This is a genomic window from Megamonas sp., from assembly GCF_986095205.1.
In genome coordinates this window covers 1-12,982 of record NZ_CFQVBI010000082.1, presented here as the reverse complement: position 1 = coordinate 12,982, position 12,982 = coordinate 1, and the positions used below count along the sequence as shown (strand labels likewise).

Genomic DNA, 12,982 nt, shown 5'->3' with positions numbered 1-12,982 from the left:
GAAGCGATAATTATTTTCAAAACTAAAATTTTATCTGCGGTGGGTATTCTTTTGTTACTTTTCTTTGCCCACCAAAGAAAAGTAAATAAAGATTTATGAACATAAAAAGCCCTTTACTATGTTAAATGATAATAACTTAGTAAAGGGCTTTTTATTTTAATATTTTTGTTAAATTATAGATAGAATAAGTATAAGTAAATGCTACTTATAATAATAGATAAAATCATAATTGGGAAAGCTACCATAAAGTATTTGGCAAAGGAAATTTTTTCTCCATGGATTGCTGCCATACTTGCTACTACTACGTTAGCACTTGCACCTATTAGTGTTCCATTTCCACCAAGACATGCTCCTAATGATAACGCCCACCATAGTGGTTCTAGATTTGTCATTCCCATTGCTCCCATATCTTTGATCATTGGTATGAGAGTCGCCACAAATGGTATATTATCAATAAATGCAGAAGCTATTGCACTTAGCCATAAAATGAGCATTGTTGTACTTGTTAAATCTCCTGCTGTTATCTCTAATACTTTTTCTGCTAATAATTTGATTACGCCTGTTTCTACTAATCCACCTACTAAGATGAATAAGCCTGCAAAGAAGAAGATTGCTAGCCATTCTATATGACTTAATACATTGGCAATTTTCTTTTCATATCTAGCCATACTGATGAGCATCAAAATACATGCACCAGTGAGTGCTACTGTTGCTGACTCTAAATGCAATTGAGCGTGCATTGTGAATGTAATGATGATCATAGCTAATACTACTAAGCATTTTTTGAGCAATGTAGCATCTTTGATTTCTTGGCGTTCGTCCATGGCCATTACTTTTGCTCTTAATTCATCTGTTGTAACTAATTGTTTACGATAGAGGAATAATAATATTGCAATCGTAACGATAAAAGTGACTATACATACGCCAGATAAATTAGTGATAAATGCCATAAAGTCCATTTCTGGTACGGCACTACCAATCATGATATTTGGTGGGTCACCGATGAGTGTTGATGTACCACCGATATTAGAAGCCAAAATTTGTGCTACTAAGAATGGTTTTACTGGTACATTTAACTGTCTTGTAATACTGAAAGTAAGTGGCACTGTCAATAATACTGTTGTTACATTATCTAAGAATGCAGAACATATTGCAGTTAAAAAAGACAACGCTACTAATAATTTTAGTGGTTCTGCTTTTACTTTTTTAGCTGCCCAAACTGCTAGATAATTAAATAGACCAGTTTCACCTGTGATATTTACAACTACCATCATACCAGCCAAAAGACCGATAGTATTAAAGTCGATATGGTGAATAGCCATCTCCTGAGTTAAAATACCGCATACAATCATGAGCATTGCACCAGTTAGGGCAATTACAGTTCGGTGAATTTTCTCCGAAACGATGAACACATACACTACCATGAAAATGGCAAGTGCAATCCAAGCTGTTGAGTCCATGAATAAACCTCACTTTATTTTTTATTTTCCCCTTTTTTATTATCTCTATCTATAAATTAAAATTATCCTTTTTTAGCAACTTTAGACCATGTATCACGAAGACCTACTACACGATTGAATACTAAATTATCCATTGTGCTATCTTTGTCTACGCAGAAATAACCTTGACGTAAGAACTGGAATTTTGTACCAGGTGCTGCCCATTTTACACTTGGTTCTACTTTACAATTATCTAATACTACTAAAGAGTTTGGATTTAAAGAAGCGATGAAATCTCCATTTACTGCTCCTTCTTCATCATTTAATAAATAATCATAAAGGCGAACTTGTGCATCTAAAGCTGTAGAAGCATTTACCCAATGAATAGTACCTTTGATTTTACGTCCTGCTGTTTTACCACCAGTTTTTGAATCTGGGTCATATGAACAATGAAGTTCTACGATATTTCCTTGTTCGTCTTTTATAACTTCTTCACATTTGATGATATAAGCATTTTTCAAACGAACTTCGCCTTCTGGTTTTAAGCGGAAGAATTTCTTTGGTGCTTCTTCCATGAAGTCTTCACGTTCAATATAAATTTCACGGCTAAATGGCATATAATGTTTAGCATCTGTATTTGGTAAGTTTTCACAAGCAAGCATTTCTGTTTTATCTTCTGGATAATTTGTGATTACTACTTTAATAGGGTCAAGCACTGCCATGATACGGTTTGCATGAGCATTTAAATCTTCACGCACACAATGTTCAAGCATTGCTACATCTACTAAGCTATTTGCCTTAGCTACGCCAATGCGTTCACAAAAATCGCGAATTGCTGCTGCTGTATAACCACGACGACGAAGACCAGAGATAGTCGGCATACGTGGGTCGTCCCAGCCAGATACATAACCACCTTCTACTAATTGGCGAAGTTTACGTTTACTCATAACCATTTTTGTGATATTCAAACGAGCAAACTCAATCTGACGTGGACGTGTATTTACGTCAAAACCAAGACTGTCTAAAAGCCAATCGTAAAGTGGACGATGATCTTCAAATTCTAAAGTACAGATGGAATGTGTAATACCTTCGATAGCATCAGATAATGGATGAGCAAAGTCATACATTGGATAAATGCACCATGCATCACCTGTACGATGATGAGAAATATGCGCTATACGGTAGATAACTGGGTCACGCATAGTGATATTAGGTGAAGCCATATCGATTTTTGCACGTAAAACTTTTTCGCCATCAGCGAATTCACCATTTTTCATGCGTGTAAATAAATCTAAGTTTTCTTCTACACTGCGGTTACGATATGGAGATTCTTTACCAGCTTCAGTCAAAGTGCCACGATAAGCACGGATTTCATCTGCTGTTAAATCATCTACATAAGCTTTACCTCTTTTGATTAACTCTACTGCATAATCATAGAGTTTTTCAAAATAATCAGAAGCATAGTATTTTCTATCTTTCCATGTAAAACCTAACCATTTTACATCTTCTTGAATAGAATCTACATATTCTACATCTTCTTTTACTGGATTAGTATCGTCAAAACGAAGGTTACAAAGACCATTATATTTTTGAGCTGTACCGAAATTTAAGCATATGGATTTTGCATGTCCAATATGTAAATATCCATTTGGTTCTGGAGGAAAACGTGTATGTATTCCTTCAGTATATTTACCTTCTTTTAAATCTTCATCAATAGCATTATGCACAAAATTAGAAGCCATTAATTCTGCCATTATTTTTTCCCCTTCTTTTATCAAATTATAGTTTATCTTATATGATATCATGATAAACTATTATTTGTCAGCTTTAACCTTGCCAAATATCTTTCGTTTGTAGTTTTTCTTGGATATAATTGCGCAAACGAGTAATACCTTGCATCATTTTTTCATCTTGAACTAGATTATTGATTATATCTTCAATATAATTTTGTTCTACAATCTGCTGTAATGACCATGCAAAATATACATCATATACCCACATCAAACGCACAAGTTTTCTATCATCTTGTGTTCTCATTTTTGTGTAATCACATTGCTTGCCTGCTACAAATAAATCCACAAAGTCAGGGCTACAACCTGTACCATCTGTAGGTCCTAAAAATGGTTTTAATACGCGATAAATATCTATTTTATCAGCATCGCGAATTAATTTAGCAAAAGCTAAATGCCTTTGATTTTCTGTAGGCGCTATTTCTTTAGCATTATGATTACCTATGGCAAATTTTAAAGTCGCTAAATCTTCTTCATCTAATTTAGCCATAAAAGGTAAATCCTTTATAACTTTTAGACCTAATTTAGCATGATTTTCAGATAAGGCATCATTAAAGGTGCGATATACTGTGAACTGATAAAAGCGACCTACATCATGGAATAAACCTATCATTTTAGCTAACAAACTATCATGTTCATTTAAATTCAAATGCTTAGCTAAATTTTCGCAGTTTTTTACAACCATCCATGTATGTTTTTCTTTTAATATTATGCCATCTACAATTTGGGCATCATCAAAAAATATCGTCTTTGCTGATTTTATCTCCAAATGAGATTTTGCTGTCTTTGCTGCTTCTGGCGAATAAAAAGATTTCATATATGTTGTCATCCATGAACTCATTTCTTGCCAAAGCTCTTGCATTTTTGCTATATCGTTCATCATATCACCCCAAAATCTTCAAAATTTCAAAATACAATATGATATTTTTTAAGCTTTAAAATTAAAGAAAGTAACTTCTGGTGGGCAACCAATGCGATAAGGGAACCAACTGCCTGCACCATTGCTTACATAACCAATGGAGTTATTCTGCTCAAATCTTCCACGCATGTATTTAAACATAGGAATGATAGGTATACCTAAAAAAGCAAATTGTCCTCCATGTGTATGACCTGTTAAAGTCAAATTTATATTATGTTTAAAAGCCTCATCTATAAAAATAGAATGATGAGCAAGCAATATCTTATAAGCATCTTCTGGTACATCTTTTAAAGCTTTTTGTAAATACTGTTCTCGCATATTAGCAGACTCTTGTCCGCCTCTCTCATCTACATAATCCACGCCTAAAAGATATAACGGTTTATCTCCACTTAAAATCTTTACGGACTGATTATTTAAGACTTTGATATTTGTCTTACTTAAAGCTTCTTGTAGATGTTTTATACCACGTATATGTTCATGATTTCCCCAGCAAAAATAAACACCAAAAGGAAAATACGGTGTAAAAGCATTTAATATCTTGATAGCTTCATCATTTATTTTTCCGCTATCAAAAATATCACCTGTAATGACGAGCATATCTGGAGCTTTATGTGCTATTTCATTTAAAATCTCATAAAACTGTCTAACTGAGAAGAAATTTCCCAAATGTACATCAGTTAAATGAGCTATTTTCAAGCCATTTAATTTAGGAAATGCACTACAATCTATATCTTGTTCTACAAATTCTATATTACGGCTTTCATATAAACCACCATATAAAGTAGCTGAAATAGCAGGCACCCAAACAACACCATGTAAAAATCTACGTCTGCTTTCATCAACTTTAGTGCCACTTGTTTTTTCATAAATTAAGCGGAAAATCTTCACCAATAAAGCTATAATGGATAAAAAGACTTGCAATACATACCACATTACAACTAATTTTATGAGAATTGAAGCATATTCAAAATCTAATATTTTAGGATATAATACTGCAAAACCTACAATAGCTACTAAATTAATAATAATTAATTTTTTTCTCGCAGATTTATAAACATTAGCGGAAATATATTCCTTTGCTAATAAAATACTACTACAAGCGATAACAGTCATCACTAAAGCCATCATTATAGTAAAACCAATATGCAAATATATCACACTCCTAACAATCTCTAAAATAAAATATTAGCTAATCAATAAATTTTATTAATCAAATTTATTACAAATCTACATTATTTCTAAATTATATCATATCTACCAAAAATTTTAAAAGAGACAGTTTTCATATATTATATAATTATTTCTACCATATATATTTATTTAACTATTTAATAAAATTTATAAAAAATCATTTTAAAGCTTATATATAGCACCCTTTACTATTGACAAGGATTTATTTTTCTTTTAGAATAAAATTATAGTTTTTGGATAACTTTTCTATTTTAATAACAATTATTATTAATAACTATTTTTGGAAGGGACGATACAGCCATGTTAGATAATAAAAAAGTGACTGAGCTCTTAAGAAAAAAAGGTTTCAAAGTAACGCCACAACGTTTAGCAATCTATAACGCATTATGCAACACTAAAGCACATCCTAATGCTGAAATGATATTTAATAAATTGCAACCTTATTACCCTACAATGAGTTTGGCTACTATTTACAAAACTGTTGATATTTTACACGAAATTGGATTAATCAATATCTTAAATGTCGGTGAAGATTCTTTCCGCTATGATGCAAACACTAGCACTCATGCTCATATCTGCTGTACTGAATGTGGCAGAGTTGATGATATCATGATTGATTTTGCTAAATGTGTAGAAGAAGTTGCTAGTCAATCTTCTTATGATGTTCATCGTCATCAATTTTACTTCTATGGCACTTGTGCAGAGTGTAAAGCTAAATTAAATAGCAAAGCTAAAGTTAGTTAATTCGTTAATTCAATTAATTTTAATTAAAATTTAATCTAAAGCCACAGTTTTCTGTGGCTTTTTATATTGTATTTTTCTTATCCTAGTAATATACTAATCATATTACTAAATGGCTAAGGCTATATACACATATAATCAATAAAAATCAGAAATGAGGTTTTTTATTTTATGAACATATCTGTCTTAGCTAGTGGTAGCCGTGGCAATTGTACTTTAATCCATGATGATAATAATGCTATCTTGATTGATATGGGTATTAGCACCCGTAAATTGAAACAAGCTTTAGCACAACTACATTTAAATATTGAAGATTTAGATGGTATTTTTATAACTCATGAGCATATCGACCATATCCGTGGTTTAAAAACTTTGACTAAAAATTATAATGTGCCAATTTATAGCAAAATTGCTACATTAAAACAAATAGCTATTACTCAAAAATTTACAGATATAAATTTAAAAAATTGCCAAGCACTTACAACTAATAATATTGATATCGGCAATTTAGCTATAAAAATATTCAACATTTCTCATGATGCTATCGATCCTGTAGGTTACACTATATCTAAATATAAAGATAATGCTAGAACAAAAAAATTCACTGAAAAAATAACTCTAGCCACTGATTTAGGTTTTGTCAGTGAGACAGTGCAATCTGCTCTAGAAGGTTCAGATATTTTAGTATTAGAAGCTAATCATGATTTAAATTTATTGCAAAATGGTCAATATCCATGGTCATTAAAAAAACGTATTTTAAGCACTAAAGGTCATTTATCCAATGTTGATGCTGGTTTTGCTATTAACAAATTACAAGCTAAACCTCAACAGATAATCTTGGCTCATCTCAGTGAACAAAATAATTCTCCTGATATCGCTTTAAATACAATTAAGCAAATTTTTCAAGAAAATAATTTAACAGATATTTCTTTACATGTGGCATCACCTGATAGAATGTTAAATATAAAAAATTAAATTTAATATTCTATCTATATTTTAAATAGATAATTATTTTAAGGAGGTTTTTCTATGCGTTCTCCACTTTCCATCTTAGGCATTTGCCTTATCACTATGAGTATTTTTCTTGGCGGTTGTGGTAGCGATGAACAAAGTGCTACATCTTCATCTTCTGTAGCAGCGTCTTCCGCTTCTAGTGAAAAATCCACTGCACCTATTTCCGATGCGCGCAATACACCAATAGTGCAAGCAGCTAAAAAAGTAGGTCCTGCTGTTGTTGGTATCACTAATAAAGCAGTAGCTCGCGATTGGTTCAATCGTCAAGTTGAAATTGATAAAGGTACTGGTTCTGGTGTTATCTTTAGAAGTGATGGTTATATCGTAACTAATAACCATGTAATTGAAGGTGCTAAAGATATCACTGTAGCTCTCGCTGATGGCAGAACACTCCCTGCTACACTCGTTGGCACTGACCCATATTCAGATTTAGCAGTAATCAAAGTAGATGCTACTGATTTACCAACTGCTGAATTCGGTAATTCCGATGATATCATGGTCGGTGAACCTGCCATTGCTATCGGCAATCCTTTAGGTCTAGAATTTCAGGGTAGTGTAACTGCTGGTGTAATCAGTGCATTAAACCGCACTTTAACTATCGGTGATAATCGTCTAAAACTTTTACAAACTGATGCAGCTATCAATCCTGGTAACTCTGGCGGTGCACTTGTAAATGCTGATGGTCAAGTAATTGGTATCAATAGTGCCAAACTTGCTGCTACTGGCGTTGAAGGTATCGGTTTTGCTATTCCTATCAATACTGCTAAACCAATCATTGATGAATTAATCAATAAAGGTCATGTAACTTACCCATATCTTGGCGTGGGTGTTCTTGATAAACAAACTGCAGCTCAAGCTGGTTATAAATTAAATGTCGATGCTGGCGTCATTGTAATGCAACTTGAACTCGGCAGTCCTGCTGACCAAGCTGGTATTAGACAACGCGATTTAATCTTAAAAATCGATGGTAAAGATACTAATACTGTAGCTGATTTACGCAGTATTATAGCTGAACATAAAGTCGGCGATAATATCACAATCACAATCTCAAGAAATGGACAAGTTGGCGACGTTACAGCTACTCTAGCTGAAATGCCAACAAATAATTAATCATGAAAATATCAATTGTAGCTTCAGGTAAAATTAAAGAAAAATATTTACGCGATGGTATCAATGAATTTGTAAAACGCTTAAAACCTTTTACACAATTAGAATTCATTGAAATCAATGAAGAAAAAATGAAAGATAATCCTTCACCAGCTGAGAAAAAAGCTACATTAATAGCTGAAGGTGAAAGACTCTTAAAGAAAGTTCCAGCAAATAGTTATTTAATTGTACTTGATGTTTTTGGTAAAGATATTTCCTCAGAAGAATTATCTGCCAAAATTGATAAACTCACTTTATCTGGACAAAGCCATATAACCTTTTTAATCGGAGGAGCTTTTGGTTTATCTGAAGAAGTCCGCAAACGTGCTGATGAACGTATTTCTTTTTCACGAATGACATTTACACATCAAATGATAAGACTTCTACTCGTAGAACAAATCTATCGTGCTTTCAAAATCAGCCGTGGTGAAAAATATCACTGGTAAATCATAAGAAGTATAGACAAAATAAAAGCTCAGGAAATCCTGAGCTTTTGCTTTATAAAATATAAAAGAGGTGATTTTTTTGTCAGTACCATTTTACCACATCTTCGATAAAGACTCGGTCGGTCAATTAATCAATCCTTTGCCTTTAAATCAAATTCTCAAATGGGCTGGGCAAGTAACAACAGCTCAAACAGAAGAAAACAAACCGAAAATTCTCTTTTTGGGAATAGATATCCAGACAGATTTTATGGATAATGGAGCTTTAGGTGTTGCAGGAGCGAAGCAAGATGTAATTCGCCTAAGTCAATTTCTCTATAAACATATGGATAAATTATCTAAAATCATTGTTTCACTAGATACTCATGAAGTAAAACAAATCTTTCACCCTTGCTGGTGGGTAGATATTGAAGGCAATCACCCTGCTCCTTATACCATTATCAAAGCTTCTGATTTAACAGAAGGTAAATGGCGAGCTACTGTTGACCCTGCACTTAGTAAAAATTATGTTCGTCATTTAGAAAAAGCCGATAAACAATTATGTATTTGGCCTTACCATTGTATCAACGGTACTGTAGGTGCTACTTTAGAGAGTCAATTTAATAATATTATTCACTTTATTTCTTTAGCTCAAAATATTCCTTTAACAAAAATCAATAAAGGACAATATCCACTTTCTGAAATGTACGGCATCATCAAACCTGAATATTCCATGCATGATGATACAAATACAGATTTACTCACTGAGATTGCTTCTTTTGATAAAATTATTATCGCAGGTGAAGCAAAATCCCACTGCGTACTTGAAAGCGTCCGCCAAATCTGCGAATATTATTTCGACAAATTAGAGATAACACGCAAAATCTACGTACTCACTGATTGCATGAGTGATATTCAAGGCTTCGAGCAATACAGTGAAACTAGATACAATATTTTAGCTAACAAATATAAAATCAATCTCGTAAAATCTACCGATAATTTTCTCTAGCAAAAAAGCGACTTTAATTTAAAAATTAAAGTCGCTCTTTTTATTATTTATTTAGTACTTTTTTATTTGGACTTACAAACATCATGATGAACATAATTATTAACGTCAACATAATAGCTGTAGATTGAGCATTTAAAATCCAAATGCCTTTATTACCATTAAATAAATCTAATCCTACAGTAACTATAATTCCCACTATTGTAGAAATTATAGCAGCTGACGCACTACTGCGTTTTGTAAATAAGCCGAATAATAATGGTGCTGTAATGGATACAGACATCAAGGAATAGAAAATAGACAATGCTGAAATTACATTTGGTAACACAATCGCAAGACCAATACCGATAATACCTGCCATTACAGTTACAAATCTACTGCCTTTGATTAAGCTTTCATCAGAAACATTAGGATTGATAAAAGATTTATATAAATCTTTCGTAAAAGATGTTGTTATCATATATAAAACTGCATCTGCCGCACTGATTTCCGCCGAGAAAATAGCTGCCAAAGCTAAAGCTGAAGCCCAAAATGGCATACATTCTTTCATTACATAAGGAAGTGCTAAATCCTGCTGTGGTAAATCTGGGGCAATAGCATAAGCTGCCATACCTAAAGTAACAGGAATGATAGAAAATAATAACATGACTAAACCACAAGCAAATGTACTAATGCGTACTGTATTTTTATCTCTTGCACTATACACTTTACCGATAAGCGCTGGAGATAGGAAAAATGATGGCATCAACATCAAGAAAAAGCCCATGATTACAGTATTACCTAAACCATCAAAACTAAAATAAGCTGTTGATTTTGCTACATCAGCCATATTAGCTACTACTTTTGCCTGTAAACCATCAAGACCACCGACAAAAGATAATACAAGTGGTACAGCTACAATAAAGCCGACTAATTTTACTCCAGCTTCAATTAAATTTGCGTAAACAGCTGATAAAAATCCACCTGCACAAAAATATAAAACGACTACAACTGAAGCGATTAAAACACCTGTAGTTTTATCAATTTCTGCTACTACAGATAATATCCAAGCAATACCCATCAATTGACCAGCAAAAATAGCTAAAGTGCCAATCGCCATCATCAATGATATAAGACCTCTAAAATAACGATTATAGCGATATTCTAAATAATCACCTAAAGTATAAAAACCATGATTTTTGGCTATTTCCCAAATTTTAGGACCAATAACAAATGCCAAAATAAATGTACCTACAGCTGAAGCGATAATCCACCATGCAGCAGAGATACCTGAAGTAAAGCCCATACCTGCTACGCCAACGGTTGAGCCTGCACCGATATTTGGTGCTACCAAAGTGATGAATAATAAAAATGGTGCCATTTTACGTCCACCAACAAAGAAATCATCTGCTCCTTTTACTTTTCGTGATATTATCACACCAACAGCGATTAATAACACAGCATAAAGGGCAATTACCATAAGATACCAATTCATTATAAGCCTCCACTCTTTCGCCTAAGTCAATAACCTAAAAATCAAGGTTTATTGCTATTTGCAGACAAAAACATTCCTCAAAAATCAACTGCAAATTAATTGTCAGTTGTTCTTGCCAAGACTATAGCTTATTTATTATAGTATAGACAATATTAAAATACAAATATAAATGTGGTGATATCATGGAACGTTTACAGATAAAAAATGATATTGAAGGTATGCAAGAAGCGCTAATTGAAGCTAAAAAAGCTTTTGCTATCGGTGAAATTCCTATAGGAGCTATAATCTGCGATGATAAAGGCAATATCATCGCTCGCGGTCATAATCTTCGCGAAAAAACATTTGATGCGACAGCTCATGCAGAAATTGTAGCTATTCGCAAAGCCTGCACTAAACTTCAAAACTGGCGACTTTCTGATTTAACTTTATATGTAACAATTGAGCCATGCCCTATGTGTGCTGGCGCTATCTTTTCTAGTAGATTAAAGCGCTTAGTCTACGGTGCTACTGATTGGCGCGCTGGTGGTTGTGAATCTGTATTTAATATCGTAAATAATCATTGGCTAAATCATCAAACACAGATACGAGCTGGCGTACTCGAAGATGAATGCTCTTTACTAGTAAAAAAATTCTTTCAAACTAGACGTCAAAATCAAAATTGAGGTTTCTCTAGCAAACAAAATTTTATTTTTAGAAAAATTTTACAAAATTAAAGGGATTTTCACTTTTTTTAGCGAAATAAAATATACATACAAATAGTTCAAGAATTAGGTGGTAATATATGCCAAATATACAACAAATTGTCGTTCCTATAAATGGCACAGCAGAATCATTCAAAGCTTTATCTTTAGCTTCAGATTTAGCAAAAATATACCAAGCACAGATTTGTTTATTATTAGTTACATACTTTTCCACAGAAACTGATGATAAATCAACATATTCTTCTTGGTTAGCCACTCCGTTGACTGGTTCAGTTTCTCGTTATGCTGAAAGTGTTTTTCTTAGGGCAAAAGATTTATTGCCTGCAAATATTGATATCAGCACACATCATTTAAGTGGACAACCTGCTTCAAAAATTTTAGAATTTACCAAAGCTCATAATACAGATTTAATCATCATGGGTTGTCGTAAATTGAATTTATTTAGCAGTATTTTAAATGGTAGTACAAGTCGCCAAATTCTTGAAAAATCAACTTGTCCTGTAATCATTGTAAAATAATCTTTGGAGGGATTCCTTATGACAGATATTAAACGTATTTTAGTACCAGTAGATGGCTCTGAAACTTCTGATAGAGCTATTGAAGAAGCTATTAAAATTGCCGAAGTATATAATTCAGATATTCACATTCTTTATGTAGCAAATATCAACCAACTAGCAATCAATGCTTGCCTCTCTGATGCAATCTTAGAAGCAGTAACAAAAGCTGGTAATGAAATACTAGAAAAAGCTGCTAATAAAGTTCCTGAAAAAATCAATGTAATTACAACTTCAGAAACTGGTTCTCCATCTGTTACTATCACAGATTTTGCTGATGAAATCAAAGCTGACTTAGTAGTAATTGGCAGTCGTGGACTTGGTCTTGTTAAAGGTGTACTTTTGGGCTCTGTAAGCCAATATGTAGTAGAACATGCTCCATGTCCTGCTTTAGTTGTAAAATAAAATATAAATACGAAAAGAGCCTATATATAGGCTCTTTTTTTTAATCTAAAGTTAATTAAATTTTAATATGATTATTTTTTTTCAATGATATACTAAATTTACCAAATGCGAGCGTAAAGCCCCTAAATTTATTTATGGGGATATAAGCTCGCTAAAAAACAATGATTCGATATCATTGTT

At 32.9% G+C, this 12,982-nt stretch carries 13 protein-coding genes; 8 read left to right on the top strand and 5 right to left on the bottom strand.

Annotation, left to right across the window (positions count from 1 at the left end; genetic code table 11):
* Positions 1–173: 173 nt before the first annotated feature.
* The 4 genes from AC5LAX_RS12385 to AC5LAX_RS12370 form a co-directional block, all read right to left on the bottom strand.
* A complete protein-coding gene (locus AC5LAX_RS12385; RefSeq protein ID WP_288909671.1) occupies positions 174–1,460 on the bottom strand; it encodes an ArsB/NhaD family transporter in 1,287 nt (428 codons plus the stop codon).
* Positions 1,461–1,522: 62 nt separating this feature from the next.
* The gene (locus AC5LAX_RS12380) at positions 1,523–3,193 is read right to left on the bottom strand and encodes a glutamine--tRNA ligase/YqeY domain fusion protein (RefSeq protein WP_288909672.1); all 1,671 of its coding nucleotides are present in this window, start codon (positions 3,191–3,193) and stop codon (positions 1,523–1,525) included.
* 73 nt (positions 3,194–3,266) lie between these two features.
* Positions 3,267–4,112: an HD domain-containing protein gene (locus AC5LAX_RS12375; protein ID WP_117977011.1), complete on the bottom strand. Its 846-nt coding sequence runs from the start codon at positions 4,110–4,112 to the stop codon at positions 3,267–3,269.
* Positions 4,113–4,157: 45 nt separating this feature from the next.
* Positions 4,158–5,297, bottom strand: coding sequence for a metallophosphoesterase (locus AC5LAX_RS12370; protein ID WP_227411255.1), 1,140 nt, complete (start codon positions 5,295–5,297; stop codon positions 4,158–4,160).
* A 342-nt stretch (positions 5,298–5,639) separates the two neighbouring features.
* On the opposite strand from AC5LAX_RS12370, the gene perR reads away from it, so the two are divergent.
* The 5 genes from perR (at position 5,640) to AC5LAX_RS12345 (ending at position 9,671) form a co-directional block, all read left to right on the top strand.
* Entirely contained in the window at positions 5,640–6,083 is a 444-nt protein-coding gene (perR, locus tag AC5LAX_RS12365) for a transcriptional regulator PerR (RefSeq protein WP_167625390.1), read from the top strand.
* 168 nt (positions 6,084–6,251) lie between these two features.
* On the top strand, positions 6,252–7,055 hold the full coding sequence (locus AC5LAX_RS12360) for an MBL fold metallo-hydrolase (protein WP_288909673.1): 804 nt from the start codon (positions 6,252–6,254) through the stop codon (positions 7,053–7,055).
* Positions 7,056–7,109: 54 nt separating this feature from the next.
* On the top strand, positions 7,110–8,204 hold the full coding sequence (locus AC5LAX_RS12355) for a S1C family serine protease (protein ID WP_008539548.1): 1,095 nt from the start codon (positions 7,110–7,112) through the stop codon (positions 8,202–8,204).
* A gap of 2 nt (positions 8,205–8,206) precedes the next feature.
* Positions 8,207–8,686 (top strand): 23S rRNA (pseudouridine(1915)-N(3))-methyltransferase RlmH, encoded by a 480-nt coding sequence (gene rlmH / locus AC5LAX_RS12350; RefSeq protein ID WP_008539547.1) that lies wholly within the window; start codon positions 8,207–8,209, stop codon positions 8,684–8,686.
* A gap of 79 nt (positions 8,687–8,765) precedes the next feature.
* The gene (locus AC5LAX_RS12345; protein ID WP_115152195.1) at positions 8,766–9,671 is read left to right on the top strand and encodes a cysteine hydrolase family protein; all 906 of its coding nucleotides are present in this window, start codon (positions 8,766–8,768) and stop codon (positions 9,669–9,671) included.
* Positions 9,672–9,714: 43 nt separating this feature from the next.
* On the opposite strand, the gene AC5LAX_RS12340 is transcribed toward AC5LAX_RS12345, so the two are convergent.
* Positions 9,715–11,142, bottom strand: a complete 1,428-nt coding sequence (locus AC5LAX_RS12340; RefSeq protein ID WP_193525993.1) for a sodium:solute symporter family protein — start codon at positions 11,140–11,142, stop codon at positions 9,715–9,717.
* A 182-nt stretch (positions 11,143–11,324) separates the two neighbouring features.
* Between AC5LAX_RS12340 and tadA the strand changes: the two genes are divergently transcribed.
* From tadA to AC5LAX_RS12325, 3 genes are all read left to right on the top strand, one after another.
* Positions 11,325–11,804: a tRNA adenosine(34) deaminase TadA gene (tadA, locus tag AC5LAX_RS12335; protein WP_117585629.1), complete on the top strand. Its 480-nt coding sequence runs from the start codon at positions 11,325–11,327 to the stop codon at positions 11,802–11,804.
* Between the two features lie 119 nt (positions 11,805–11,923).
* The gene (locus AC5LAX_RS12330; RefSeq protein ID WP_008539540.1) at positions 11,924–12,361 is read left to right on the top strand and encodes a universal stress protein; all 438 of its coding nucleotides are present in this window, start codon (positions 11,924–11,926) and stop codon (positions 12,359–12,361) included.
* An 18-nt stretch (positions 12,362–12,379) separates the two neighbouring features.
* Positions 12,380–12,802, top strand: a complete 423-nt coding sequence (locus AC5LAX_RS12325; RefSeq protein ID WP_008539539.1) for a universal stress protein — start codon at positions 12,380–12,382, stop codon at positions 12,800–12,802.
* Positions 12,803–12,982 lie beyond the last annotated feature (180 nt).

Bases quoted from the DNA above. Each gene is read 5' to 3' on its own strand.
- AC5LAX_RS12330 (WP_008539540.1), top strand. From the start codon at position 11,924: ATGCCAAATATACAACAAATTGTCGTTCCTATAAATGGCACAGCAGAA.
- perR (WP_167625390.1), top strand. From the start codon at position 5,640: ATGTTAGATAATAAAAAAGTGACTGAGCTCTTAAGAAAAAAAGGTTTC.
- AC5LAX_RS12355 (WP_008539548.1), top strand. From the start codon at position 7,110: ATGCGTTCTCCACTTTCCATCTTAGGCATTTGCCTTATCACTATGAGT.
- AC5LAX_RS12385 (WP_288909671.1), bottom strand. From the start codon at position 1,460: ATGGACTCAACAGCTTGGATTGCACTTGCCATTTTCATGGTAGTGTAT.
- AC5LAX_RS12375 (WP_117977011.1), bottom strand. From the start codon at position 4,112: ATGATGAACGATATAGCAAAAATGCAAGAGCTTTGGCAAGAAATGAGT.
- AC5LAX_RS12340 (WP_193525993.1), bottom strand. From the start codon at position 11,142: ATGAATTGGTATCTTATGGTAATTGCCCTTTATGCTGTGTTATTAATC.
- AC5LAX_RS12325 (WP_008539539.1), top strand. From the start codon at position 12,380: ATGACAGATATTAAACGTATTTTAGTACCAGTAGATGGCTCTGAAACT.
- rlmH (WP_008539547.1), top strand. From the start codon at position 8,207: ATGAAAATATCAATTGTAGCTTCAGGTAAAATTAAAGAAAAATATTTA.
- tadA (WP_117585629.1), top strand. From the start codon at position 11,325: ATGGAACGTTTACAGATAAAAAATGATATTGAAGGTATGCAAGAAGCG.
- AC5LAX_RS12380 (WP_288909672.1), bottom strand. From the start codon at position 3,193: ATGGCAGAATTAATGGCTTCTAATTTTGTGCATAATGCTATTGATGAA.
- AC5LAX_RS12360 (WP_288909673.1), top strand. From the start codon at position 6,252: ATGAACATATCTGTCTTAGCTAGTGGTAGCCGTGGCAATTGTACTTTA.